The 23,856-nt window shown below is 72.6% G+C and carries 32 protein-coding genes and 1 pseudogene; 2 read left to right on the top strand and 31 right to left on the bottom strand.

All coding sequences use genetic code 11. The features are described from left to right. Nucleotides 1-12 precede the first annotated feature (12 nt). The 27 genes from ACPXCS_RS06190 to ACPXCS_RS06060 form a co-directional block, all read right to left on the bottom strand. Complete coding sequence (locus tag ACPXCS_RS06190; RefSeq protein WP_425943741.1) at nucleotides 13-1,659, bottom strand: hypothetical protein; 1,647 nt, start codon at nucleotides 1,657-1,659, stop codon at nucleotides 13-15. Continuing rightward, nucleotides 1,643-2,134, bottom strand: coding sequence for a hypothetical protein (locus ACPXCS_RS06185; RefSeq protein WP_425943742.1), 492 nt, complete (start codon nucleotides 2,132-2,134; stop codon nucleotides 1,643-1,645). The genes ACPXCS_RS06190 and ACPXCS_RS06185 overlap by 17 nt, the downstream gene beginning before the upstream one ends. A 562-nt stretch (nucleotides 2,135-2,696) precedes the next feature. Beyond that, nucleotides 2,697-2,888 carry a hypothetical protein gene (locus ACPXCS_RS06180; protein WP_425943744.1) on the bottom strand — a complete coding sequence of 64 codons (192 nt, stop codon included), beginning with the start codon at nucleotides 2,886-2,888 and terminating at the stop codon, nucleotides 2,697-2,699. Nucleotides 2,889-2,988: 100 nt separating this feature from the next. After that, nucleotides 2,989-3,303: a hypothetical protein gene (locus ACPXCS_RS06175; RefSeq protein WP_425943746.1), complete on the bottom strand. Its 315-nt coding sequence runs from the start codon at nucleotides 3,301-3,303 to the stop codon at nucleotides 2,989-2,991. A gap of 124 nt (nucleotides 3,304-3,427) precedes the next feature. After that, the gene (locus ACPXCS_RS06170; protein WP_425943748.1) at nucleotides 3,428-3,667 is read right to left on the bottom strand and encodes a MerR family transcriptional regulator; all 240 of its coding nucleotides are present in this window, start codon (nucleotides 3,665-3,667) and stop codon (nucleotides 3,428-3,430) included. Nucleotides 3,668-3,907: 240 nt separating this feature from the next. After that, nucleotides 3,908-4,615 (bottom strand): hypothetical protein, encoded by a 708-nt coding sequence (locus ACPXCS_RS06165; protein WP_425943749.1) that lies wholly within the window; start codon nucleotides 4,613-4,615, stop codon nucleotides 3,908-3,910. Nucleotides 4,616-4,730: 115 nt separating this feature from the next. Beyond that, a complete protein-coding gene (locus ACPXCS_RS06160) occupies nucleotides 4,731-5,006 on the bottom strand; it encodes a hypothetical protein (RefSeq protein WP_425943751.1) in 276 nt (91 codons plus the stop codon). Nucleotides 5,007-5,008: 2 nt separating this feature from the next. Continuing rightward, complete coding sequence (locus tag ACPXCS_RS06155; protein ID WP_425943753.1) at nucleotides 5,009-5,707, bottom strand: hypothetical protein; 699 nt, start codon at nucleotides 5,705-5,707, stop codon at nucleotides 5,009-5,011. A 3-nt stretch (nucleotides 5,708-5,710) separates the two neighbouring features. After that, on the bottom strand, nucleotides 5,711-5,944 hold the full coding sequence (locus tag ACPXCS_RS06150) for a hypothetical protein (RefSeq protein WP_425943755.1): 234 nt from the start codon (nucleotides 5,942-5,944) through the stop codon (nucleotides 5,711-5,713). Continuing rightward, complete coding sequence (locus tag ACPXCS_RS06145; protein WP_425943757.1) at nucleotides 5,941-6,318, bottom strand: hypothetical protein; 378 nt, start codon at nucleotides 6,316-6,318, stop codon at nucleotides 5,941-5,943. Before ACPXCS_RS06145 ends, ACPXCS_RS06150 begins: the two co-directional genes overlap by 4 nt. Continuing rightward, entirely contained in the window at nucleotides 6,315-6,653 is a 339-nt protein-coding gene (locus ACPXCS_RS06140; protein ID WP_425943759.1) for a hypothetical protein, read from the bottom strand. The genes ACPXCS_RS06145 and ACPXCS_RS06140 overlap by 4 nt, the downstream gene beginning before the upstream one ends. Before the next feature lie 16 nt (nucleotides 6,654-6,669). After that, on the bottom strand, nucleotides 6,670-7,164 hold the full coding sequence (locus ACPXCS_RS06135) for a hypothetical protein (RefSeq protein ID WP_425943761.1): 495 nt from the start codon (nucleotides 7,162-7,164) through the stop codon (nucleotides 6,670-6,672). A 19-nt stretch (nucleotides 7,165-7,183) separates the two neighbouring features. Further along, nucleotides 7,184-8,668, bottom strand: coding sequence for a hypothetical protein (locus ACPXCS_RS06130; protein WP_425943763.1), 1,485 nt, complete (start codon nucleotides 8,666-8,668; stop codon nucleotides 7,184-7,186). A 105-nt stretch (nucleotides 8,669-8,773) separates the two neighbouring features. Next, nucleotides 8,774-9,001 (bottom strand): hypothetical protein, encoded by a 228-nt coding sequence (locus ACPXCS_RS06125; protein ID WP_425943765.1) that lies wholly within the window; start codon nucleotides 8,999-9,001, stop codon nucleotides 8,774-8,776. Beyond that, complete coding sequence (locus ACPXCS_RS06120) at nucleotides 8,998-9,336, bottom strand: hypothetical protein (protein ID WP_425943767.1); 339 nt, start codon at nucleotides 9,334-9,336, stop codon at nucleotides 8,998-9,000. Before ACPXCS_RS06120 ends, ACPXCS_RS06125 begins: the two co-directional genes overlap by 4 nt. A gap of 59 nt (nucleotides 9,337-9,395) precedes the next feature. Continuing rightward, the gene (locus tag ACPXCS_RS06115; RefSeq protein WP_425943769.1) at nucleotides 9,396-10,823 is read right to left on the bottom strand and encodes a glycosyltransferase family 2 protein; all 1,428 of its coding nucleotides are present in this window, start codon (nucleotides 10,821-10,823) and stop codon (nucleotides 9,396-9,398) included. After that, entirely contained in the window at nucleotides 10,823-11,050 is a 228-nt protein-coding gene (locus ACPXCS_RS06110; protein WP_425943771.1) for a hypothetical protein, read from the bottom strand. The genes ACPXCS_RS06115 and ACPXCS_RS06110 overlap by 1 nt, the downstream gene beginning before the upstream one ends. A gap of 286 nt (nucleotides 11,051-11,336) precedes the next feature. Beyond that, entirely contained in the window at nucleotides 11,337-11,993 is a 657-nt protein-coding gene (locus tag ACPXCS_RS06105; protein ID WP_425943773.1) for a hypothetical protein, read from the bottom strand. Further along, complete coding sequence (locus tag ACPXCS_RS06100) at nucleotides 11,990-13,291, bottom strand: hypothetical protein (protein WP_425943775.1); 1,302 nt, start codon at nucleotides 13,289-13,291, stop codon at nucleotides 11,990-11,992. Before ACPXCS_RS06100 ends, ACPXCS_RS06105 begins: the two co-directional genes overlap by 4 nt. 76 nt (nucleotides 13,292-13,367) lie before the next feature. Beyond that, nucleotides 13,368-13,580: a hypothetical protein gene (locus ACPXCS_RS06095; protein ID WP_425943777.1), complete on the bottom strand. Its 213-nt coding sequence runs from the start codon at nucleotides 13,578-13,580 to the stop codon at nucleotides 13,368-13,370. Then, nucleotides 13,577-13,807: a hypothetical protein gene (locus tag ACPXCS_RS06090; protein ID WP_425943779.1), complete on the bottom strand. Its 231-nt coding sequence runs from the start codon at nucleotides 13,805-13,807 to the stop codon at nucleotides 13,577-13,579. The genes ACPXCS_RS06095 and ACPXCS_RS06090 overlap by 4 nt, the downstream gene beginning before the upstream one ends. Beyond that, nucleotides 13,801-14,313: a hypothetical protein gene (locus ACPXCS_RS06085; protein WP_425943781.1), complete on the bottom strand. Its 513-nt coding sequence runs from the start codon at nucleotides 14,311-14,313 to the stop codon at nucleotides 13,801-13,803. Before ACPXCS_RS06085 ends, ACPXCS_RS06090 begins: the two co-directional genes overlap by 7 nt. Beyond that, nucleotides 14,310-14,756, bottom strand: a complete 447-nt coding sequence (locus ACPXCS_RS06080; protein WP_425943783.1) for a hypothetical protein — start codon at nucleotides 14,754-14,756, stop codon at nucleotides 14,310-14,312. Before ACPXCS_RS06080 ends, ACPXCS_RS06085 begins: the two co-directional genes overlap by 4 nt. Next, a complete protein-coding gene (locus tag ACPXCS_RS06075; RefSeq protein ID WP_425943785.1) occupies nucleotides 14,753-15,388 on the bottom strand; it encodes a hypothetical protein in 636 nt (211 codons plus the stop codon). The genes ACPXCS_RS06080 and ACPXCS_RS06075 overlap by 4 nt, the downstream gene beginning before the upstream one ends. Further along, nucleotides 15,385-16,353 carry a hypothetical protein gene (locus tag ACPXCS_RS06070; RefSeq protein ID WP_425943787.1) on the bottom strand — a complete coding sequence of 323 codons (969 nt, stop codon included), beginning with the start codon at nucleotides 16,351-16,353 and terminating at the stop codon, nucleotides 15,385-15,387. Before ACPXCS_RS06070 ends, ACPXCS_RS06075 begins: the two co-directional genes overlap by 4 nt. Before the next feature lie 87 nt (nucleotides 16,354-16,440). Further along, entirely contained in the window at nucleotides 16,441-16,632 is a 192-nt protein-coding gene (locus ACPXCS_RS06065; protein WP_425943789.1) for a hypothetical protein, read from the bottom strand. Then, the gene (locus ACPXCS_RS06060) at nucleotides 16,629-16,856 is read right to left on the bottom strand and encodes a helix-turn-helix domain-containing protein (protein ID WP_425943791.1); all 228 of its coding nucleotides are present in this window, start codon (nucleotides 16,854-16,856) and stop codon (nucleotides 16,629-16,631) included. The genes ACPXCS_RS06065 and ACPXCS_RS06060 overlap by 4 nt, the downstream gene beginning before the upstream one ends. 151 nt (nucleotides 16,857-17,007) lie before the next feature. Between ACPXCS_RS06060 and ACPXCS_RS06055 the strand changes: the two genes are divergently transcribed. Next, the gene (locus tag ACPXCS_RS06055) at nucleotides 17,008-17,466 is read left to right on the top strand and encodes a hypothetical protein (RefSeq protein WP_425943793.1); all 459 of its coding nucleotides are present in this window, start codon (nucleotides 17,008-17,010) and stop codon (nucleotides 17,464-17,466) included. Nucleotides 17,467-17,531: 65 nt separating this feature from the next. Here ACPXCS_RS06055 and ACPXCS_RS06050 read toward each other — a convergent pair. Both ACPXCS_RS06050 and ssd read right to left on the bottom strand, forming a co-directional pair. Next, nucleotides 17,532-18,371: pseudogene (locus ACPXCS_RS06050) on the bottom strand (TadA family conjugal transfer-associated ATPase); the annotation flags it as partial. Beyond that, the gene (gene ssd / locus ACPXCS_RS06045) at nucleotides 18,368-19,480 is read right to left on the bottom strand and encodes a septum site-determining protein Ssd (RefSeq protein ID WP_425943795.1); all 1,113 of its coding nucleotides are present in this window, start codon (nucleotides 19,478-19,480) and stop codon (nucleotides 18,368-18,370) included. The pseudogene ACPXCS_RS06050 and the gene ssd, both read right to left, overlap by 4 nt. A 575-nt stretch (nucleotides 19,481-20,055) precedes the next feature. Here ssd and ACPXCS_RS06040 point away from each other — a divergent pair. After that, nucleotides 20,056-20,889, top strand: coding sequence for an HAD family hydrolase (locus tag ACPXCS_RS06040; protein ID WP_351354748.1), 834 nt, complete (start codon nucleotides 20,056-20,058; stop codon nucleotides 20,887-20,889). A 355-nt stretch (nucleotides 20,890-21,244) separates the two neighbouring features. On the opposite strand, the gene ACPXCS_RS06035 is transcribed toward ACPXCS_RS06040, so the two are convergent. Next, nucleotides 21,245-22,069 (bottom strand): oxidoreductase, encoded by an 825-nt coding sequence (locus tag ACPXCS_RS06035; protein ID WP_425943797.1) that lies wholly within the window; start codon nucleotides 22,067-22,069, stop codon nucleotides 21,245-21,247. A gap of 266 nt (nucleotides 22,070-22,335) precedes the next feature. Continuing rightward, complete coding sequence (locus tag ACPXCS_RS06030; RefSeq protein ID WP_425943799.1) at nucleotides 22,336-23,628, bottom strand: polysaccharide deacetylase family protein; 1,293 nt, start codon at nucleotides 23,626-23,628, stop codon at nucleotides 22,336-22,338. Between the last annotated feature and the right edge of the window lie 228 nt (nucleotides 23,629-23,856).

The raw sequence follows: 23,856 nt of genomic DNA, 5'->3' as shown, positions 1-23,856 counted from the left end.
CACGCCCCCCCTTCACGAGCCGTAGTAGTAGGACACTTCCTTCTCCGCCAGGCCGGCCGCGATGACGTCGCCGAGGGCCTCGTGCGCGAGCACGGACGCCACCGCGATGTCGATCTTCTGAGCCGGGCTGGCCTTGCGGAGCACGTACAGCCCGCTCGGCCGCTCGGCCTGGCGGGTGTTCTCGATGTGCGACTGCGTGAGCTCGCAGCCGTCGTGCGTGAACTGCGACGCGCGCTGGCCGTCGGCGGTGTTCCGCTTCACCACGTCGGTCTTGAGCCGCTCGGCCGCGGAGTGCATCTGCACCAGGCGGCGCGTGTACCAGCGGATGACGCGTTCCTCGCCGTAGGCGTCGATCCAGTCGTCGACCTCGGTGTCCCAGTACGGCGGGTCGGCGTACAGGCGGACCACGTCGTAGCGGTTCATCAGCTGGTCCATCGCCGCGCGGACCTCGGCGCGCGGGACCTGGCCGCCGTAGTCGGCCGGGTTCCAGATGGTCGGCTCGTCGCGCGGGCCCCACAGCGGGGTGAACTGGTAGCCGTCCATGGTCTCGGCCCGGATCGCGGTCCAGTCGTCCATGTCGGAGCCGTCGAACCCGAGCACGATCCGGGTCATGGGCCGCACCCGGCGCGGCTTGGCCTTGGCCGCCCACTTCGTACCGGCCAGCCACCCGGCCGTGCCAGCGACACACCGGTTACCGAAGAACCGCTCCGCCTGGGCCGGGTCCTTCTCCATGATCTCGGCGCACTCGGCCTCGATGGCGTCGAGGTCGACGTGCGCGGAGCCGGCATAGACGTGCCGGAAGATCCGCCGGCGCTGCCGCTTGTCCCCGAAGCTGAGCGACTTCGGGGCCTGCGGGTGGTACTTGAAGATGTCCCGCCGCTTGGACTGGCTGGTGGTCTGAGCCACGGAGTCCTCGGACGGGTCCCACGCGTTGGTGGTCTCCATCGAGCGGCCGCCCATACCGGCCGCGCCGCGGCGCTGGGTCTCGGCGACCTTCCGCAGCTTGTTCGCCGCGGTGTACAGGCCGGTCTCGTCCTGCAGGGCGAAGATGATCGGGTTGCCCAGACGCGACAGGGCGGACGACGTGACGACGTCGATCTGCCCGTCCTCACCGATCCGTGTGAACTCCTCGCCGACCCGCAGCCTCTCCTGCAGCGGGCCCTTCTTGACCATCGCCTTCAGCGGCCGGTAGACGTTCGCGACCTGGTCCTCGCTGGTGGCCGTCAACTGGATGAGCGGCGTCGGCCACGGCACGCCCATCGGCTCGCCGGGCTCGTAGGTGTACCACCAGCCACAGCCGCAGCCGTAGTCCGAGCAGATGAACCGCTCGCCGCCGCGCGCCCACCCGGCGAACACCACCGGCCCGCAGGCCTCGGCCAGGACGACCGTGGCACTCCAGGGGCCCTTGCCCGTCTTCTGCGGCGCCACGACCTGACTGCGGCGGTAGTGGAACGCCGGCGCGAGCTGGCCCGGGCGCGCCTCCGGGCGCACGCGGTAGTGGTTGACGGTGCACCACAGCTGCCACGGGTACAACTCGAGGTCCTGGCCGGCCTTGAAACCGTCCGGGACGGGGCAGTGCGCTTCGATCCAGTCCGGGACGACCCACAGCGTGGGGAAGTCGACGACGAACTCGGCCTGCGGCTCACGCCCCCGGGCCACGGAACGGCACAACCTTCATACGGTCGCGCGCGGAGGGGCGGCGCGGTGCCGGCGTCGACGGCTCGGCCGCGGCCGGTACCGGGACGGTGCCGGGCTCGCCGGGCGAGATCTTCCACCGGTTGCGGAGCATGCCCTGCACGGACAGGCCGAGGCTGTCGAGGTACTGGCGGGCGAGCTTGCGCACGTCCACCTTGGCGTCGGGCTGCTCGGCCTCGGCGAGGCAGCGCACGAACAGGGCCACCTCGAACTCCTGGCTGAGCTCCTCCCACATGACGGCCTGGGGCCGCTCCCACAGATCGCACCACAGGTGCCATTCGCGGTCGGTGGCCTCGGTCAGCGGCCACTCGGGCGGCTCCCCGGGACGGCCCTCGTAGGGCAGGAGGGTCCAGCCGGCCTTGTCGGAGGGCCGGTTGCGGCGCAGTGCGGCAGGGTCTGGGGCCGGTCCGGAGACGACGCGGGCTCCTCCACGGGGCATGGTGATCACTCCTCCGAGCTGCGTTGCGCAGCATCAGCCGATCGTCACGTTGCGTGACGATCTTGACCCTTTGAACCTGACGGACCTCCCGGAGCCCTCCCCGGCGTTCCGGGCCCCCTATTCGCTAGGGGTCCACCCCCACCCCTCTGACCTGCGCTTTTGAATCCAAAACCGCTTCTGACCTGCGGTTTTGCATTCTGATCACTCTGGGCGATCGTTCCAGCCTCCAGGCTGATGTCTCGCGGTCTCACGAGAGTGATGAGCCTTGGTCATGGCCTGCAGGTTGGCCCAATCGTGCCCTCTCGGCCCGAGCGGTCCGAGTCCGTCACGGTGGTTGACCTCGGTCGCCCTGGGCCTGAGCAGTGCGGGCAGGGCCTCGCACTCCTCGCACTCGCAGTAGGGATGCGCGCGCAGGTACTCGGCTCGTGTGCGTGCCCAGCGTGCGTCGTAGCCCTTGGAGGCCGCGCTGGGGCGTGCGCGCTGCGCCTCGCCTTGGCACACCCCGCAGCGTCCACCTGGGGTGAGCCTCCAGCAGCCTGGGGTGGGGCAGACCTGCAGGCCTCTACGTGAGCCCATGGATGTGCAGCGTCGCCATGAGGCCGGCGAGGGCGTTGACCATGGGCCCCTCGGTGTGGCCGCAGCTGCATTGAAGGCTGCACATCCCTGTCAGCTCCCAGCAGCGCCATCCGTCCTGTGGGGGCAGTTCGTGCTTCTCGGGGATCACTCGCACGTCGTGGACGGTGTAGGCCAGCATGTTCACCTCCGGTCCCGTCGCCGGGCAGTGGACGTCTGGGCGCGGCGAAGCCCCCGGCCGGTGAAGGAGCGCGGGGGCTTCGCCGTGCGTCTGTGGTGGGTCAGGAGTCGGAGACCAGCTCGAAGTCGATGGGCAGCGCTCCGGCGGCGAGGGCCTGGGCGACGGCAGCCCACATGTGGGCCAACTTGAGCGCTTCGGTGGACCGTACGCCGTGGAACTGGGCCAGTGTGCGGGACTCGGCCGCACGGTCGCGCTGCCAGCCGCTGTCGTACTGCTGGCGCTCGCGCGCGTCGTCCTCGTACCGCACGGCCGTGCCGTATTCGGTGGTGGCGCGTTCGGCCCAGCTGACGGCGTGGGCCTGGGCGCGGTTGTGCTGCTCTGCGCGCCAGGCGCCGAAGTCCTGCTCTGTGTCCATGGGGCTTCCTGGGGGCGGCGGTGTGGGCGGGGTGCGGCGTTCTGGAGGGGCGGCCGCCCCGGGTCTGCGTGTTCCCGGGGCGGCTGCTCCCCTCCACCCCTGCCGCTGGGGTGGCTGGTGGGTGTCAGGTGCCGGTGGTGTCGACGAGGCGCAGGGCGCGGTCGCGGGTGGCGCGTTCGGCGCGTGCGAGGTCGCTGCGGTCGTAGAGGGGCCGCTGGTGGTGGTCGAGGCCGCAGGGGGTGAGGTGGCCTCGGTGGGCCCAGGAGCGGATGGTGGCGGTGGTGACGGCGGCGGCGCCGGCGGAGACGAGGCGGCGCCAGGTGGTGGCGAGTTCGGCGGCTTGGGTGGTGGTGAGGTGGTCCATGGTCACCTCCTGTGCACATGCCGAGGCCCCGAAGCCGGGGGGATGGGCTTCGGGGCCGTATGGGCACACGTGTTCTGCTGGCACGAGTGTTGCGCTAAGTCACGATCTTGTCCAGCGGGGCCGCGTGGGGAACGCGGCGGCCCGCCCCTGTTCAGGTCGGGGGCGGGCCGTGTGAAGCGTCGACCGGGACCAGTCGATGTGCCGGAAGGCAGTGTGCCACGGGGGTCTGACAGTGGGGTGTCAGGCGGCGGTTTCGGCGTCGGCCTGGTGGGCTTGCCGGTACGCCGCGGCGTGCTGCTCGTAGGCCTGGGGGTCGAGTTGGTGGCCGCAGGTGTTGCACAGGATGTCGGTCTGGCCGTCGATGGCGACCAGGTCGAAAGTGCCGCAGTGGGGGCAGGGCGCGCTGCGGGGGTGGGTGTGGGGGGTGGCGTGGGTGAGGTCGAGGATGCGGGCGTTGAGGTCGCCGAGCTGGCGGTAGAGGTCGCCGACCCACGGTTGGGTGAGGGCGTAGGGCAGGTATCGGATGAGCCAGGTGCACCAGCCGGTGACGGTCTCGCCGTGGCGTGGCCAGGCCTGCTCGCAGGGGCGTACGTGGGCGGTGCCGTACGGGTCGCGGGTGACGGAGGGCTGTGTGTAGGCGATGTGGCCGGCCCAGCCGCCGAGCCAGGCGAGGATGGGCACGGTGCCGTCGTCGTCGGCGTGGTGGGGGTCGACGTGTCCGGGGCCGAGCAGGGTCAAGACGCGCAGGTCGACGGGGACGGGTGCGGTGGCGCGGCCGGTGCCGCCGAGGCGTCCCTGGGCCGGGGCGCTGGCGGGGATGAGGAACCGCCGCAGGAGGCGGACCTGGGCGGGCAGTTCGGCGAGCCAGACGCGCAGCTCGGCGGTGTGGCGGGGGCAGGCGTGCAGGCCGGCCTCGGTGGCGCGGCGGCAGACGGCGCACATGCTCATGGGGTGCTCTCCCGTCGGTGGGCGGCGGCCAGTCGTACTGGCGGGTAGGGGCAGGGATCTTGCGCTCCTGCGATCGCGCGCGCGGAACGCAGGCGCGCGTGCGCGCGCGAGGCGGTCAGTGGCGGCCGCGGGGCGGGGGCCCGTACGGGCTGGCCCATGCGGGCCGGTCTGGGCGTTTCACGGGCTGGCCGTCCTCGTCGATGTAGCCGGCCTGCTGCAGCGCCTGGAAGGCCTTGACCATTTCCCGCGCCGCGGCGTTGACGGAGGGCAGGATGGCCTCGGCGATCTGGCGCATGTAGGCCATGGTGGTGGCCAGTTGGTGGAGCAGCTGCTCCTGCTGCTCGGGGGTGAGCTTGGTGGCGCGCAGGGGTTCGGTGGGGCGCTCGTGCATGGTCACCGGTTCCTCGCGATCTCGCAGCGGCCCGTCTCGGTGTGCATCTCGGAGCAGGCCGGGCCGCAGCGCTGCGCGAGCTCGGCCGTCCAGGCGGCGATGCCGGCGTATTTGTCTTCGGTGCTGTGGCCGTCCCACTGGGCGCGGGCGTCGCCCGCCGTCACGTGCTCGACGTGGCGGAAGAGTGTGGCGTCCTGGGGGGAGATGTGCCAGGACGCCTGGCGGCCGCCGAGGGTGAGGTAGAGGAGCCACCAGCCGGGCTCGTCGACGTCCGGGGCCGGTGCGATGACGGCGTGGTCGACCATTGTGGCGAGCAGGGCGAGCAGGTGGGCGCGTTCGCGGTACGCGACGTCCCGGTCGTGCTGCATCCGGTCGGCGCGGTCGGCCTGTTCGTTGCGCCAGCGGGCGGCGTTGTCGTAGTCGTCCTGCAGCTGGCGCAGGCGGGCCTCGTGGTTCATCTCGAAGCAGGTGGAGGCGCGGGTGCAGGCGTCGATGATGCGCTCGACGACGGCCAGGCGCTCGGGGATGGGCGAGTTGTTGAACTTCCGCAGCCACTGTCCGGGGGTGGGGCGGACGAGCGGGTCGTAGCCGTCCTCTTCGCCGGTGCGCAGGCGGGCGATTTCGGCGGTGAGTTGGTTGATCTGGGCTTGCTGGTCGAGGAGTTTCTGGGCGGCGGCGGTGTGGTCGGGGTAGTTGGCCATGGGTCAGTGCTCCTTGGGGTGAGGGGTGGTGCCGAGTGCGTCGATGGCGTGGAGGGTGGCGAGTTCGGCGGCTTGCTGGCGGGCGTGGGTGCGGCGTTCGCGGTAGGCGTCGTGGAGGTCGATGATGCGGGACACGGCGGCGTGCAGGGCGAGGGCCAGGAGCACGATGAGGGCCAGGGTCACGGCGAGGCTGGCGCCGCCGATGGCGCCGATGAGGTAGGCCTGGTTGGGGGTCACTGGGTCCCCCTGCGGCGGTGGGCGCGGCGTTCGGCGAGTTCGTCGGCGACTTCCCAGCTGAACAGGACGGCGCCGACGGCGCCGGCGAGGGCCCACGGCCACTCGTGGCGGGCGAGGGAGACGAGGCCGCCGGTGGTGAGGGCGAGGACGAGGAAGACGGTGAAGGCGACGGTGCCGCGGCTGGGCGGGGCGGGTGCGTGCATGGTGGGTATTCCGGTGTCGGGGGCGATGTAGTAGCCGGAGCTGAGCAGGTAGTGCTCGACGGTTTCGGCGACGGTGGCCGGTTCGAACGGTGCGGCGGGGTCGGTGGTGATCCACCAGTCCTCGAGGGCCGCGGCGATGACCTTCTGGTGGGGGCTGGAGTGGGTTGTCATCGCTGCCACCTGACGGGTCGTACGCCGCGGCGGCCGCGGCCGCCGGCCGGGGGCTGCTGGGTGGGGCGGGGCGCGGGGACGGGGCAGGTCTTGATGTGGGGCATGTGCAGGTGCTCGTCGTTTTCGGGGGTGGGGCGTTCGCGGGTGAGCTGGCGGGTGAGCCAGCGGCCGGTGTGGTCCTGGCGCACGGCTTGGTTGCCGTTCTCGTTGCGCTGCAGGTCGACGGCGAACGGGACGCGGGCCTTGGCGGTGATGCACCACAGGACTTCCTGCAGGCATCTGGGGCAGTGTCCGGGGCCGTTGGGGGCGGGCGGGCGCGAGGTGGGGTAGGGCATCGCAGAACGGTTCCTCTCAGGTCGTGGTGTCGTGGGTCGGGCGGGCCCCGTCCTGCTGCGCCTCGGCGGTGCTGCTCGTGGCGGACTCCAGCAGGCGCCTGGCTGTGATGTGGTTGCCTGCTCGCAGCGCCTCCACCGCTCGGTCCACGGTGGCCCGGTCGACGCCGCGCTGCTCGGCGGGCTGCGCCTCGTCGGCCATGCGGCGCAGCTCGTCGGCGAGGTCCTGAAGCGCGGTCAGCGGGCCGATCTCCCGGGTCTTCATGGCCTGCTCGATCTCCATGCTGAGGCGGTCGGCGAGGGCGGCGGCTTCGCGGAGGATGTCGGCCCGGGAGACGGGCGGCGGCAGCACGGCCAGCACCGCGTCGTCGTAGGCGTCCATCAGCGCCTCCACGCTGTTCCAGCCCAGTGGGCCGATGACGTAGGAGGAGTCGAGCGCGTGGAGCATCTGGTCGCGCAGTTCGGCGATGCGGTCGCGGAGCGCGGCCCGGTCGGTGGTGGTGTGCTCGCTCATGGTCTTTCCTTCGGGTGGGTCAGGCGGTTTCGGGTGGCAGGAGTTGGGCGTGGTCTCCGGTCCAGCGGTGGCGGTAGGTGCGGGCGGCGTCTGCGGGTCGTTCGCGGGCAACGAGGGCTCTCCAGCCGCCGGGGTCGGGTGGTGGGCCCACGCGGGCGGGGGGTGGCTCGTCGTCGGCTGGTTGTTGTGGGCCGTACACGGCGCTCAGGGGCAGCGTCTGGCCGTTCGCGGCCAGTTGCTGCAGCAGGGCGGCGCGTTCGCGTCCGGCGGCCGCGTGCTGCTGCCGGGCGATCTGTTCGGCGTGGCGGAGCTTTTCGTAGCGGGCGGTGGCGTGGGGTGGCGGAGCCTGGCGTGGGGGTGGCGGGGCGGGGGCCGGAGCGGGGGTGGCGGGGCGGGTGCGGTGGTCGGCGCAGGCTTTGCAGGGGGCGCCGGTGTGGCGCATGAAGCCGCGGATGCAGTCGGTGAGGCCGCAGGGGCCCGGTTGTGCGGGCAGGGCGGCGCCGAGGATCCAGCGGCCGGGGTCGGTGAGGTTCTCGTGGGGGGTCCAGGCGCGCAGCAGGCGCAGCTGGTCGGTGATGTCCTCGGCCAGGACGCCGGTGTCGAGCTGGCGGGCGACTTCGTCGCGGATGCGGCGCAGGACGAACGGCCGCAGGCCGGGCAGCAGGTCCCGTACGGGCTCCAGAACGGCCCAGACGCGCGGCGGGAGGGTGAGCGGCTCGGCGGAGGGCGGGCAGGCCGTACGGGGCGCTGAGCGGAACGTCGCGGGCGTCGCGTTACCGGGAGTATCCACAGGGGCGGCGGCCCACTTACGGTCACCTCGCCTACGGCGGAAAGCACCACCCACCTGCGTGGTGCTCTTGTCAGTCAGTCCAGGGTCTTCCTTAGACGCGAGGGATCCGCCATTCGTGTCCGGACCCGATCCGCCATCTGTGTCCGGACTCGGCGCGTCGGGTCCGGCGTGGCCGGGGCATCCGTTGACGGTGATCTGGTGGCGGCCCTGGTAGCCGGCGCGGTGCTCGACGGTGATCCAGCCGGGGGCGGCGAGCTCGGCCAGCAGCCGGCGCACGGTGCGCTCGGTGACGCCCAGGAGCTCGGCGAGCTCGCCCGCGGTGACCGCGAGGCCCATGGCGTCGGCGTAGGCCAGGGCCAGGTACAGGACGTACAGGGTGGGTCGCAGGGCCTTGCACGCGCACACCGGCACATACGCGAAGTGCTCGCCCTTGCCGGGGACACGCACGCGGCGCTCGGCTGTCGTGCCGCGGCCGCCGGGGTCGGTGTGGCGGATCACCTCGGTCTCGGGCACGCCGGCCGGTCCGGGTCCGGTGAGCTCGGCGAGGTAGCGCTCACCGGTGCGCTTGCTGTCGCCCATCATGGCCGCGAGCACCGCGACACCGGCCCGGCAGCGCTCGGCGCGGCTGTCCAGCGCCAGGACTTGGCTGTGGTAGCGGATCGCGCCGTGTGAGAAGAACCCGCTGCCCCAGACCAGCTTCGACACCTTGATCATCTGGCCGTGCCAGGGAGGGGCGGTCTCTGCCCGGGCAACGCCACCGGCCCCGCCACGGCTGTGGCGGGGCTCGGTAGCGGGCGCGGGCAGGAACGGCACGGTGTCCTAGGGGGAGTCGTCGGCGTCGGGGACGGTGTAGGTGGCGCCGCATGGGCCGGTGCGGATGCCGGGGCCGGTGTGGCGGTGGAGGTGGCCGCAGCCGGAGGGCCCGTTGCAGCGGACCGTGTATTCGGTGCGGCCGGAGGTGACGATGGGGTCGGCCGAGACGGCGGCCGGGCCGCCCCAGCGGGGCGGGTCGGCCGGCAGCAGCGGTAACTGCTCCCCGCCGCTCACCTCTCCGCCTCCGGATGGGATGGCTCCGTACGGGCGGCCGGGGCGGGGTGGACGAGGGTGATCGGGCGGACCAACTGCTGGGGCTGCCAGGTGGCGAGGTCGGGGCGGTGGATGAACCCGGTGACCTCGAGGACCTTCAGCGACACCCGGGCCTGCTTGATGTTCAGGCCGGTGCGCTCGGCGAGGCGGCTGGCCATCTGGGGGCCGTTGACGGGCAGGTAGCCGGCCGGGCCCGCGCTGTGTGCGAGGACCAGGGCGACCAGGCGGGCGTAGGGCTGCAGGTCGCTGGCCAGGACGGCCGGGGTCGGTATGGCTCTGGTGAGCTGTTCGGTCATCAGGTCCTCGCAGGTGTGTCGGTTCGGTGCCGGGCCCCGGCGCGGGGCCCGGCGGCGGTTCAGCGGGCGGCCGGGAGGGCGAGCTGCAGGGTGGTTTCGGTGTCCGGCTCGGCCGGCGGCGCCGTGGCGGTGAGGGAGACCTCGGCGCCGTTCTGCCGCGTGCCCCAGCCGGTGCGGGCGCAGGTGGCGGCGCCGTACCAGCGCATGACGCGCAGCACCGTCCACGCGCCGACCACGGCGAGCGGCATCAGCAGCCACGTGACGGCCCGCTGGCGCATGCGCTCGTCGGAGCGGATGACGCTCAGGTAGCGCAGGGCCTGCGCCCAGCCGATGAGGAACGGCACCACCAGGAACGAGGCCGGCGGGGTGTTGCCGTAGCGGACGGGCTCGACGACCAGGAGCCAGCCCAGGACGGCCGTCGACAAAGCGACTTGGAACCAGCGCAGCAGGTGCGCCCAGTAGGCCCAGCCCGTCAGCGGCAGGTAGCGCATGCGCCATATGGAGCGGATGGTGGAGCCGCGCATCCAGCGCATGTACATGCGGGCGAAGTGCGAGGCCTTCTCCGGCAGGGCGGTGAACACCACGGCGGACGGCTGCTGGACGGTGCGGCCGCGCAGCAGCGCGTACAGGGTGAGCAGGCTGTCGTCGGAGAACCCGACGGGGCGCCCCATGAACGTCTCGTGCAGGTAGGAGTCGAGGTTGTCGCGGACGACGGGGGCCCGGTAGGCGGCGAGAGGGCCGGAGTTGACGAGGACGGCGCCCATCGCGGACAGCGCGGAGCGGTCGGTGAGCTGCCCTGTGGTGAACCACAGGTCCGTGATGCGGGTCAGCAGGTTGGTGCGGTGGTTGGTGGCCAGGACGATCCCGGCGACTGACTGCACCTTCGGCCGGGCGAACGGGGCGAGGATCTCCTCGATGGCGTTCGGCGCCAGGCACGAGTCGGAGTCGACCGTGATGTAGATGTCCGCGCGGGGCGAGGCCTTCACGCCGGCGGCCTGGGCGTGGCGCTTGCCGCCGTTGGGCGTGCGCTGCCACGTCGTGTTGATCCCGGCCTCGCGGGCGTGGCGCATCCACCAGGCGCGCACCTCGGCGTAGTCGCCGGTGGTGGAGCCGTCGTCGACGACGTGCACCGAGTCCGGCCGCCGCGTCTGGGTGAGCAGCGACTCCAGGCCGAGGTAGAGGTAGCCGTCGTCCTCGTTGTAGACGGGCAGCAGGACGGCGACGTGCAGGGCGTCGAGCTGGCGGCGGGCGCGGGCGGTGACGCGGCGGGGCCGCTCGCAGTGGTACATGAGGGTCTGGCTCAGCAGGAGCAGGAACGTCACCGTCCACACGGCGGCCAGGCGGCTGCCGGTGGCGTCGCCGTAGGAGGCGGCCTGCACGCCGTGGTGGGCGGCCCACACCGCGGCGGCGACGAGGGTGATGGCGGCCGCCAGGACGGTGCCCGAGCGGTGCACGCGGGCGTCCAGGGGTGTGCGCTGGCCGGTCATCACAGGCCCGCCCCGGGCTCGGTGTCGCCCTGGCCCTCGGCGACGTCGGCCGTGACGGTGCTCTGGCCCGCGGCGAGGCGCGGCCGGAACGACATGCGGATCACGACCGCGCCGATGATGACGATGGTCAGGGCGATCGCCAGGAGCCACCAGCCGGTGACGACGGTGGTGCCGATGACGAGGGCTCCGGCGGTGCCGGTGCGGGCGAGCTGGGCGTTGTCGGACACAGGAATCCTGTTCGGGTGAGTCCGGCCGGGGCCGGTGAAGTTGAGGGGGCCCGGGCGGGGCCGGGCCCTTGCGGTCAGGGCGTGGGGGGACGTGTGGGGTCCGGGCGGTTCGCGCGGTGCCAGGGGCTGTGCCGGTCGCAGAGCCAGCCGGATACGTACAGGCGGGCCCGGGTCAGGGAATGCCAGCCGCGAGGGACTTGGCACTCCGGTACGGGCTGCCCGGGCCGCCACGGGTAGGTGGGGGCCGACCGCCCCGGAAGGGGGGCGTGCGGGGCGGCCGGCCCGGTCACGGCCGCTCCGCCGTCTCCGGCCGGGCGGCCGAGTGCGGGGAGGGGCGCAGCGTCATGTCGGCGACCAGGAACCACTGCCCGGGCTCGAGGTCGCCCGCCTTGCGGGCCAGGCGGTAGGCGTACGCCATGGCGGTCACGGCCTGGTGCACCAGGGCCTCGGGGGTGCGGCCGGTCTCAGCCAGCACCGCGAGGTCACGGCTCAGCGCCCGCCACTGGCTGACGTCCATCCCGGCGAGCGGGTCGGCCACCCGGCGCGGCAGGCGCAGCTCAGCCACCGGCCGCCGCTCCCGGCCCTCGGCGGCCGCCACCGGCCGGCCACCCTCAGCCACCCGGTCAGCCACCGCAAGCGGCTGGTCAGCGGGCAACTGGCTGTCCCCGGCAGCCACCTCGTCAGCCACCCGGGCCGACGGAGCAGCCACCCCGGCCACCAGCTCGGCCGGTGGCTGGCCGTCCTTGCCAGCCGCCCCGGCCACCTGGCCAGCCGCCCCGGCCACCTGGCCAGCCACCCCGGCCGGCTGGTCGGCCAGTGGCTGAGCCAGCAGCTGGGTGGCCGCGTGCCGGGTGATGCCGAGCTCATCGGCGATCCGGCGCGCCCCGTAGCCGAGCTCGTTCTTCAGCCGGTGTGCCTCGGCGTGCGGGTCGACGGTGCTCACTGGTCGTCCTCGGGGTCGTGCGTGTCGACGGGCTCGCGGTCCATGCCGTAGTCGAAGACGTCCTCCGGATCGGCGACCGCCCCGTCCACGTCGTCGTAGTCGTCGGCGTAGTCCTGCGCGTCCAGCGCGGTCGCCCTGCCCTCGGCCGCCCACTCCTCCTCGGCGCGCAGGTCCGGCAGCATGCGCAGCGGTGCGACGACCGCCAGCTGCACGCCGACCACGTGACGCTCGTTCGCCAGAGGCAGCTGCAGCATGACCTCGCCGGGCAGGCCGGGCGCGGGCTTGACGTACCGCTCGGTGAGGTCCTCGCGGAAGGCGGCGAACCCGGACGCGTGGTCGATGGCGATGTCCCGGTCGGGTGTCACGCCGGCGATGTGGACGTAGGTGGACTTGGCGTCGACGGTGAGCACGGCGTGCAGCTGCTCGGGCAGAGCCGGGCACTCGTGCGGCGGCGCCACGTAGTCCGCCTCCGGGCTGCACGGCGGGCGGTGGCCGCGCGGCCGCGCACAGTCCGTCTCCTCCGCGGTGATGCCGGGCGCGCCGCACGGCGGCAGCGGCTGGCCTGACCGCAGGCGGGCGAGCGCGAGTTGCGGTTCCTCCCGCTCCAGGTAGCGGCGGACGTCGCGCATGGTCGCGGCGTGGCGCTCGGCCTCGAACAGGATCCGCGTGGCGGCCTGACCGCGGCCGCGGGCAGGGCCGTCGTGGACGACCCGGCCCTGGCGGACGATGGTCAGCGTGTGCGGGCCGGCTTCGAACCACAGCTCCATGAGCGGGTCGGGGTCGTCTTCGACGGCGAAGCAGCCGACCATGCCGTCGAGGAACTCGGTGTCGGCGGGCAGGGTGTGGGCGAGCAGCCGCATGGTCAGGGAGCCGTCGTAGGCGCCGGCCGCAATGAGGTAGGTCTCGCCGAACGCGGGCACCGTGCCGCCGGCCTCGTGGTGGACGTGGACCAGGTCCCCGGGACGGGCCGGGTACCAGGGCGCGGAGGTGAGCGCGGTGTGCCCCTGCACGAGCGCGGAGATCTCGCCGTCGAGGTCCCGGCGCCGCTTGGCGTCCTCGGCCTGCTCCAGGGGGCTGAGCTGCTCGCCGGAGCGAGGGCGGCCGTACAGGGCGGTGAACACCCGCTCGGCGAGACCGGCCGGGCTGCCGGTCCAGGTGTTGCGGTGATCGCTGCTGCCGGGCAGCTTCTCGGTGACCTCCACGGTCAGGAACGCCGGCGTGGCGCCGGGGATGAGGCGCTCGATGGTCTCGGTGATGATCTTCAGGCGCGGGTCATCGCGCCGCACGGTGGGACGCACGGTGGTACTCCAGAGATGGTGGTTGGTGGCCGGGCGGGCGGCACGGTTGTCAGGGCACGGGCCGCCCGCCCGGGGATCAGGTGGCGCGGCTGGCCTTGAGGCGCCGCGCGGTGGTGGCGAGGGCCTCCACGGGCACGGTGACGTGGAACCCGGCGCGGGTGAGGTCGTCGGCCTGGCGGCGGGCGATACGGTCGATCTCGTCCTGGCCCAGCCCGGGGATCTCCACGGAGAGGCGGGCGGCGAGGACGGCGATCGCGGCCTCGGCCACGAGCCCGGGACGAGTCGTCATGTCGACTCCTTCGCGTGCGGGATCCGTGCGCGGGTGGCGCGGACTCGGTCCGTCACCGCCTGCAGCCGGTCACGGTGGACGTAGGGCGGGAGCCAGCCCGGCACCAGACGTGCGGCCCAGCGGTACGGGATGCGGATGCGGCGGCCGATCAACTCGTTGGCGACGATGGCCACGACCCACCAGAGGGCGACCAGGACCGCGAATGCGAGCAGCAGCGCCATCACCACGTCGGGCCGCCCTTCTCGTCGAACAGGCCGAGGGCGACGTCGAGGTAGACGGCCTCGGACCAGCGGCCGTCGGCCGGCGGCACCCACGGGCGGGCCTCGTCGATGCCGTGCCGGGCGTGATGCCGGGCGGCGTCGGCCACCAGCTCCGGGGCGGCGAGCGCGTCGACGTCGAGCAGCGCGCAGTTCTCCTCGGCGTCGTGCACGGACCAGCCGGTGACGTGCGACCACGCCACCGTCAGGCCGTGCGCCCGGGCCGGGGCCGCCAGCGCTGGGGAGTCCGCCGGCCAGACGGCGCGCAGGTACAGCTCGGACGCTCCGGTCCGGACGCGCCGTAACCCGATCTCGAGGGCCGCGGGCGGCATGCTCACGGCGTCGAGCGCGGCCGTGATGGCGTCGGCGTACGGCGCTTGCGGCACGGCCAGCGTGCGGGTGGCCTCGCCCACGGACAGCTGGCTGCTGCCCTGGGTGCTCTTCCCGTGCTGCGCCGGTTCGGTGGCGGCGCTCACTGGCCACCACCCGCCGGGACGTCCCCAGCCGCCTGCTCCCGCACGGCACGCCAGGCCGCGGCCTCCTCGGCGGTCAGGTCGCTCGAACCGGTGATCACCAGTCGTACGCCGTAGATCACCGTGTCGATCTCGACGTAGTCGGCCAGCGCCTCCGGGTCCCCGATCACGGGCCAGTCCTTGACCTCGCTTTCGGTTGCCACGTCCAGGGCTTTGGCCCAGGCCCGCACCCCATCGGCGGTGCGGGCGCTGAACTGCAGGGCCAGCTCGGTGTCAGCCGGATCGTCGTCCAGCCACGCGGTGACCTTCACGGACGGGCGGAAGTAGAACACCGGCAAGCCCGGGTGCTCGGCGAGCAGGCGGCGCATCACCTGCCCGACGCGGAAGGCGCCGGCTTCGAAGGCCTCGATGGCCTCGATGGGGGTGTGTGTCGTCTCAGTGCTCATTGGGCACCGCCGGTCTGCTGCTCGGCGAGCCGCGCCTGGATGTACTTCGCGGCGGCGGAGATGGTCTTGAAGCCTTCCGCTGCGTGCGCCCACCGCAGGCCCAGCCCGGCGCCGTACGGGCCGGTCGGGGACTGCACGGCGGCCGCCGCCCACACGATTCCGCCACGCTTGCCGCGCGCCTGGGTGATCTGACCGACCACGTCGTCCCGCTCGACGCGCTCGACGCGCGTGGCGGTGACGAGGAAGTCGTGCGGCTCCGCCGTGTTCAGCCGGCCGAAGGGCAGCCACGGCTCACCGGGCCACAGGAACAGCCCGTCCGTCCGGCGGGGCGGCAGCCCGTACCCGAGGCAGGCGGTGCTCGTGCTCGTACGGCCGACGCTCTCGGTGCGCTCGCCCGTGACCAGCTCGGCGACACCGCAGGAACGGCACACGATCCGCACCGTGATGGCCTCGAAGCGGTTGCCGTGCTCGCAGTTGTCGTCCGCGCACTTGTGCTGCCGCTCCTCGCCAGGCAGGCGGTAACGCAGCTCGTCCTCGGTGGTGCGCAGGTCGACGTCGAAGCGGGGCCGCTTGCAGGCCGGGCGGTGGATCAGCTGCTCCCACCCGAGGTAGGTGTCCAGGGTCTGCCTCACCGGGCACCGCCAGCGGCTTGCTCCTCGGTGAGGTACTCGGGCGCGTTGTCGTCGGCCGGCAGGTAGGGCACCTGCTCGTCCGGGTCGACCGCGGCGAGCTGCTCGGCGGCCGCAAGCTCCTCACCGGCGCGGGCCACGGCGTTGGACACGCACTGCGGGGAGCAGTACCAGCGGGGGCCGCCCTCGGTGCAGGCGACCTCGATGCGGATCCAGCCCGCCAGGAACGGGTTGGTGGGGTCGAGGTTCTCGGCGGTGCCGCAGCCGGCCGTGGCGCACGTGGCGTGGATGTCGCGGACCAGCTCGGCGTCGAGGAGGGACGCCAGCGCCTGGCGGTCCTCGCCATTGATGGTGAGGTGGGCGCGGCCGCCGTAGGAGGAACGGCAGTGCACGGTGACGCGCTTGTCCGGGTCGGTGGCCTCGGGGATGTCGGCGCTGCGGTCCCAGGTGAGCGGCATGGGAATGCCGTCCAGGGCCGTGCTGCCGCACTCCGCGGCGGTGGCGATCGCGGCGACCATCACCAGGTCGTCGCCGCGGTGTCCCTCGCACAGCCGCATCACGGCCTGCAGGCGCCGGTGGTCGCCGGCCGTCTTGGCGAGTTCGCGGCGTGCGTCCTGCAGCTCGGCGCGGACGCCCTCGAGGTCCGCCGCTGCCTCGGCGTAGCCCTGGGCGCGGGCCGCGTCCGCGACGGCCTTCACCCGGGCGGGGTCGAAGAGGATCCCGGCGTTCTGCTCGGCCTCGGCCAGCTCCTCGGCGGTGGCGCCGCCGTCCTGGGCGATCCGCGCGTCGAGGACCGCGGCCGCGGCCTCGGTCACCGTGGCCGCCGGGGTGGTGTCGGTGGTGGGGCCGGCCGGGGCGGGCACCGCGAGACCGAACGTCTCGAACCGGGCCTGGTGCAGCGGCCGCACCACCGGATACGGGGCCTCGGGGGGCAGCGCTCCGGGCGGGGTCTGGGAAGATGTGTTCACGGGTGATCCACTCCTGTCTTGGGTGGGGGTGGGTGTGCCGTAGGGGTCGTGCCTGGGGGCGCCAGGTGCGACCCCGCTTTCGTGTGGTCAGGCGGCCGCCGTGCGGGCGGCGGGCTCGGCGGCCGCTTCGCCGCGCAGCAGCACGGTCAATCGGCCGATCTCGGCCTTGGTCAGTCGGCACTTCGGGCAGTCGTTGGGGTCCGAAACGAGGTGCTCGCAGGGCTCGTTGAACCCGGCTTCGAACGCCGCGTCTGCGTTCAGGCAGATCCGGCCAGTCACGCCGAGACCGCCTCTCGCGGCGGCATGAGATCCGGGATTTCACAGCCGAGAGCTGTAGCGATACGTCGAAGCACAGGTGGCGAGGGATTCACCCGACCGTGCTCGATCGAGGACATGTGCGGCTCGGAGATGCCCGCCTGCTGAGCGAGCTCTTTCTGTTTCAGGCCAGCTTCGATTCGCTTCCGGCGAACCGCCGCCGGATCATGCGTCCGTCGTGGTTCCATGCCTAGAACAGTAGGAGAAAGAAGAAGAAAGTGCAATCATCCGAGAGTCTCCGCTTCTCCTTGGCGCGACTTGACCCTCGCTTGAGCTGTTGACCTGCTGCTATTCGCTAGAATTTCGTGCAGTTTCCTGGCCGCTAGACGAGGAGGCACCATGCCTGCGCCATCCGACGGTGCCCACGAGGCGCCCCCAGAGGCTGTGCTGATCCGCATCGCACGCCAGGCACGCGGACTCAGCCCTGAGGCAGCCGCCAAACTGGTTCCGATCAGGCTGGGCGGGTCCCGCTGGCGAGAAATCGAGAAGGGATACAAGGGTGCGGACCGGCAGGAAGTGATCGGCCCCGACCTCACCGTGGCTCACATGGCTCGGGTAGTCGGTGTCGCGCCTGACCGACTCCAAGAGGTCGGCCGGGCTGAAGCCGCGAAGATCCTCGAAGAGATCCTGCGGCAGGAGTCCGAAGCCGAAGAGGCCGGAGAGAGGCCGTACGCCAACATGACGGACCGGCTGGAACGTACGGCGTGGGAGATGCCGCTCTCGGTCGAGCACCGGCGGTTGATCGTGGACATGCTGCGCGAGGCCAAGGCGCGCGGAAGTCGGGAGCGCAGCGCCTAACCCAGGCAGAGGAACCTCTGACCTGGGCTCACTACTCCCCGGAGTGTTGGTGCGATCTCGCCTTTGAGATGGACCACTTCGGGTCCGCGCACCTCGCCCACGACCAGCCGGTCGGGCCGCATCCGCAGCGCCTGCCGCACCAGGTCCTCCAGGGTGACGAGGCCCGCGCCCTCCTGGTTGGCGGGTCTGGTCTCCAGGCGCACCACGTGCGGATGGTCCGGCCGCAGTTCCGCCGAGTCCTCGGCGAGGACGATCCGCTCGTCCGGCCCGGCGAGCCCCAGCAAGGCGCTCAGCAGCGTCGTCTTGCCGCTGCCCGTGCCGCCGCTGACCAGGAAGGACAGCCGCGCGTCGAGCAGGGCGCGCAGCACGCGGTCCCCGCCCGGCGGCACCGTGCCCGCCGCGACCAGCTCGTCCAGGGTGAAGGCGCGGGGCCGTACCACCCGCAGCGCCAGGCAGGCGCAGTCCACCGCCACGGGCGGCAGCACCGCGTGCAGCCGGGTCCCGTCGGGCAGCCGGGCGTCGACCCACGGGCGGGCGTCGTCCAGACGCCGTCCGGCCACCGCTGCCAGGCGCTGGGCGAGCCGCCGTACGGCCGCCGCGTCGGCGAACCGCACGGGTGTCAGCTCCAGGCCGCCCCCGCGGTCCACCCAGACCCGGTCCGGGCCGGACACCAGCACGTCGGTCACCGACGGATCGGCCAGCAGCGGCTCCAGCGGCCCGCTGCCGACCAGCTCGGACCGCAACCGCGAGGCGGCTCCGAGCACTTCGGCGTCCCCGAGCACCCGCCCCTGTTCCCGAAGGGCCTGGGCCACGCGCGCGGGAGTCGGGTCGGCGCCGCTCTCGGCCAGCCACCGCCGCACCCCGTCGAGCAGCTCCACGCCCTCCGGTCCGGCCAGCGTGCTCATGCCGCACCCGCCTCGACGAGCGCACGCTCCCAGAACGCCTTGCAGAAGCGGGCGAGCGGTCCGCGCGGGCGGGCACCCGGCGGTGCCGTGCCCCCGTCCGGGCGCAGCAGTCCCGGTTCCACCGGCACCTCGCCGACCAGGGGCAGTCCGAGCAGCCTGGCCACCTCCCGGTCGTCGAGCCCGGGCGGATAGGGCCCGCGCACCGCCACCCGCAGGTCCCGCAGGACCATGCCGACGGCGGACGCCACGCGCCCGGCGGCCGCCACGGCCCGCAGCTCGGCGGGCACCACCAGCACACCGACGTCGAGCTGGCCGAGCACCTCGGCGACCCCGTCGTCGATGCGGCGCGGCAGGTCGACCACGACGGTGCCGCCGCGGCGCCGGGCCGCGGCCAGCACCGCGCGCACGGCCTGCGGCGGCACGGCGATCCGGTCGCCGCGGTCCCAGCTGAGCACCCGCAGCGCGTGCAGCTCGGGCAGTGACTCCTCCAGGGCGCCCCCGCCGACCCGCCCTCGGGAGGAGGCGAAGGCGGGCCAGCGCAGCCCTTCGGCCGTCTCACCGCCGAGAAGTACGTCGAGTCCGCCGCCCAGCGGATCGGCGTCCACCAGAAGTGTGCGCAGTCCCTCCCGCGCGGAGGTGACGGCCAGGGCGCACGCGAGCGTGGACGCTCCGGAGCCGCCCCGGCCACCGATCACCCCCACCGTGAGGGCGGGCCTGCCGACGCCCTCGGCCACGTCGGCGATGCGATCGACCAGCCACTGCTCGCCGTCGGGCAGCATCAGGACGTGTTCGGCACCGATCTCGACGGCCCGCCGCCACACCCCCGAGTCGTCCTGGTCCCGCCCGACCAGGACGACACCCCTCCGGCGTGCGGCTCCACGGACTCGCCGTGCGGCGTCGTCGCCCACCAGGACCAGCGGCGCGGCCTCCCAGCTGCCTCTGCGCTCGGGCACCCCGTGGTGCACCTCCGGAGTGGCGCCCGCGGCCGCGCACAGGCGCAGCAGGTCGTCGAGGAGCTCGGTGTCCTCGGTGACGATCAGCGGTCCGCCCGGCCGCCCTCCGGCGGCCGGCGGCGGATCGTGTGTGACTGCTCCGGTCACGGTGTCCATCCCCCTTCGTTGCTCGACTCGCGCGGCCCCTGCGGCCCCGCGATTCCCGAACGTGGGAAGAACCGGCAAGGCGGCCTCCCTTTGACCGGCCGACAGAAACCGGCCAAACACCCCCGGCATTCGGAACCGGTCCTGAACCGGCCACGAGCGGGATGCGCTGGAATCACGGTGCAGCGATCCCGGAAATCGTGTGGATCTTGGTGGAAAACTGTGGACGCCTCGGGGGTTGTGAATATCGCCGTCACCCGTACCGGTGACGCCCGCAGCCCTTCTGTGCGACCCCCACAGAGCAGTCCGACCGCTACACAGCGTGACGGATCATGGGCATGAAGAAGGGGCGGCCGAAGCCGCCCCGGGTGCGGCGCTCGGGCCGCGAAAAGACGATGAAAACCCATCCGGACATGCGACGACCCCCGCCGGGGGGGAGAGCGGGGGTCGTCTCCACGGCCGACTCGGGGGGGGAGGAGCCGGGCCGGGTTAGCACGGTCGCGAACGATCCGTGACTTCCATGGTGTACCCGAGAGCCCTCTCAGGCAAACCCACGCGCCCCACCTTACGCCGAATGGGCTGCCCCTATGCTCAAGGGCGTGGAAAACCACTCCTTGCCCCGCACAGCGGCCTTCTTTGACCTGGACAAGACGGTCATTGCGAAGTCGAGCACGCTCACCTTCAGCAAGTCGTTCTACCAAGGCGGTCTGATCAACCGCAGGGCTGTCTTGCGTACCGCATACGCCCAGTTCGTCTTCCTGGCCGGCGGCGCCGACCACGACCAGATGGAGCGGATGCGCGCCTACCTGTCCGCGCTGTGCCGCGGCTGGAACGTGCAGCAGGTCAAGGAGATCGTGGCCGAGACGCTGCACGACCTGATCGACCCGATCATCTACGACGAGGCCGCCTCCCTCATCGAGGAACACCACACCGCCGGCCGCGACGTGGTCATCGTGTCCACGTCGGGCGCGGAGGTCGTCGAGCCGATCGGCGAACTGCTCGGCGCGGACCGGGTCGTGGCGACCCGCATGGTCGTGGGCGACGACGGCTGCTTCACCGGGGAGGTGGAGTACTACGCGTACGGCCCGACGAAGGCCGAGGCCGTCAGGGAGCTGGCCGAGTCCGAGGGGTACGACCTCAGCCGCTGCTACGCCTACAGCGACTCGGCGACCGATGTGCCGATGCTGGAGTCCGTCGGCCATCCCCACGCCGTGAACCCCGACCGCGCGCTGCGCCGCGAGGCGCTCGCGCGGGGCTGGCCGATCCTGGACTTCCACCGTCCGGTCCGGCTCAAGCAGCGCCTTCCCGCGTTCTCGGTGCCCCCGCGGCCGGCCCTCGTCGCGGTCGCCGCGATAGGCGCTGCGGCGGCCACCGCGGGACTGGTCTGGTACGCCAGCCGGCGCCGCGCCACGGTCGCCTGAGCCTCGCCCGGCAACACGTCCGCCCCGTCCCGTTTGAACCTAAAAGTAAAGAAGTGCGGTCCGGACTTCCGCTTGCTCGGGGGCAGGAGTACAAAGGAGTCAACGGCCCGCGAGACCAAGGACATCCGCGAGGATCACCTTCACCACGCATCAGGCCCCACGGACCGAGCATGAACACCGGGCACCCACGCGACGTCGACCCGTCGATTACGGGCCAGCCGCACCAGGTGACGGGCGAAGTTCCCGACCTGATGGGCATATATCGAGGACGCTTGGTACCCCGGTGCTCATGCCAGCGGCGGTACGAGCTCTCGTACCGCCGCATTTATGTGCCGAAGGGCCCTTCGGGCAGCCGTCACGCCGCTCCGCGCTGGAGCGCCTCACACACCGCCGTCGACTCGCGCGCCCCCAGTCCGACCGCCTTGCCGCAATGGGCGATCCAGGCGGCCATGCCCTCCGGGGTGCCGGAGGCGTACCCGTCGAGGGCCTCCAGGTAGGCCTCGCGGCCCAGCTCGGCGTAGCCGACCTCGGCCGGGCAGACCGACTTCGGGTCCAGGCCGCTGCCGACCAGGACGATGCGCTCGGCCGTGCGCGCGATCAGGCCGTTGTGGGACGTGAAGGGGCGCAGCGCGAGGAGCTCGCCGTGCACCACGGCGGCCGTGACCAGTGCCGGGGCGGAACCGCCCGCGATGATCAGTTCCGCCAGCCCGTCCAGCCGGCCGTGCGCCTCTGCGGCACTCGGCAGCGGCAGGGAGACCAGCGGCTCGTCGACCGGCTCACCCTCCTGCCGGGGCCGTCCCACCTGATCGGCCTGGTCGGCGGCCGCCACCAGGTGCAGCCGGGCCAGCACCCGAAGGGGCGACTGCCGCCAGATCGACAGCAGCTGGCCCGCCTCCGCGGTCAGCCGCAGCGCGGCGCCGACGGTGCGTGCCTCGTCGTCGCCGCTGAAGTCCGTGCGCCGCCGCACCTCCTCCAGGGCCCAGTCCGCACCGGACAGGGCGGCCGAGCCGCGGGCGCCGCGCAGGGCGGCCTCGGAGGTGATCGCGTTGCTGCGCCGCCGCATGATCCGGTGCCCGTAGACCCGGTCCACGGCCTTGCGCACGGACTCCACGGAATCGGCCACTCCGGGCAGCGCCCCCAGGGCCGCGAGGGGATCGGCGGTCGCGCCTGCTGTACTCATGAGTACGACCCTACGCACCCCGGGGCCCCGCCCCTGCGACGGAGTGGCCTTCTTCACGCGCGAGTGCCCGTCTCGACCCCGGGCGAGTGCAGGGCACGCCCCCGCGCGCGTGCCCGGCAGGACCCCGCGTGGGCGCCCGGGACGACCGCACGCGGATGCCCATGCGGGCCATGCGCAGGCCCGGACTTGAGCACGCGCGCGTCGCCACGACCACGACCCCGCGCGCGTGCCCGGCACCGCGCACCCCGCCGCTGTGGGATCCGGCCCTAGCCCCTCGCCGCCGGAGCGCCGGGCTCGCCCTTCGCCGCCGGAGCGCCGGGCACGCCCTTCGGGGCGGGTGCGGGACGGCCGGCCAGGAAGGACGCCCAGCCCTGCTTGGGCGCCTCGCCGACCTTCAGGGTGCGCAGCTTCTCCAGCGTGGTCGGGTCCTGGGCGTCGAGCCAGTCCGCGAGCTGCCGGAACGAGACGCAGCGCACCTCCTCCTTGGTGCAGACCGTCTCGATGACCTCCTCGACGGCGCGCATGTACGTGCCGCCGTTCCAGGACTCGAAATGGTTGCCGATGATCAGGGGCGCGCGGTTGCCGTCGTAGGCGCGCTGGAAGCCCTTGAGCAGGCCGTCGCGCATCTGGTCGCCCCAGAAGTCGTGCATGGCCGGGTTGCCCTGGGTGGAGGTGCCCGACTGGTTGACCATGAAGTTGTAGTCCATGGTGAGCTGCTCGAAGGAGTGGCCGGGGAACGGCACGAGCTGCATGGACAGGTCCCACAGACCCTGCCTCCGCTTCGGCCACACCTGGTCGGTGACGCCGCTCGTGTCGTAGCGGAAGCCCAGGTCGCGGGCCGCCTTCATGAAGTTGCGCTGGCCTTCGAGGCAGGGCGTGCGGGCGCCGATGAGCTCCTTGTCGTAGTCGAAGGGCAGCGGTGAGGCGTTCTTCATGCCGGTGTTGGTCTTCCAGGTCTTCACGAACTGCTTGGCCTGGTCGATCTCGTCCTTCCAGTCCTTCACGGACCACTCGCCGACCCCGCCGCCGCTGCCGCAGAAGTGGCCGTTGAAGTGGGTGCCGATCTCGTTGCCCTCCAGCCAGGCCAGGCGCAACTGCTTCACGGTGGCCGCGATGCCGCGGCGGTCGTTGAAGCCGATGTCGGAGCGGCCCGGGGAGTGCTGGGGCGGCCGGTAGAGGTCCCTCTTCTCCTCCGGCAGCAGGTACACGCCGCTCAGGAAGTAGGTCATGGTCGCGTTGTTCTGCCGGGCGACCTTGCGGAAGTGGGAGAACAGCCGCTGACTGTCCTCGCCGGCGCCGTCCCAGGAGAAGACGACGAACTGCGGGGGCTTCTGGCCGGGGCGCAGCCGCTCGGGCCGGGGCAGGTGGGGCTGGGCGCCGGTGTAGGCGGTGGAGCCGTCCCCGATCAGCCGGACCATGCTCTTCGGGGCCTGGGCGGGCTTCGCCCTGGAGGGTTCGGGAGCCGCTGGGCGGGGAGTGCCGGTCCCGCAACCGGCGAGTGACGCGGCGCAGACCGCGGCGATCACGGAGCACGCGGCGAACCTGGGGGTGGCGGCCATGTTCCGTCCACCTTCTTCCTTCTCTCGGGTGCCGACAGCGCCGCCAAGGTCGCACGGGACGGAAAAGGAATTAGTACGACAAGCCGATCACATAGCCACTTCACTCGTCGGGGTGATTTATTAGCCCATTTGCCCGTAAAGTCTATGCTCGCCCTTTACTCTGCATTACGATCCGTTTACCGAGCGTTGATTTATCCCGCCGAAACACGCCGTGACCCACGGCCGCGA

The sequence above is a fragment of the Streptomyces sp. DT190 genome, assembly GCF_049846985.1.
GTDB lineage: Bacteria > Actinomycetota > Actinomycetes > Streptomycetales > Streptomycetaceae > Streptomyces.
This window is presented reverse-complemented; position numbering and strand designations above follow the sequence as displayed.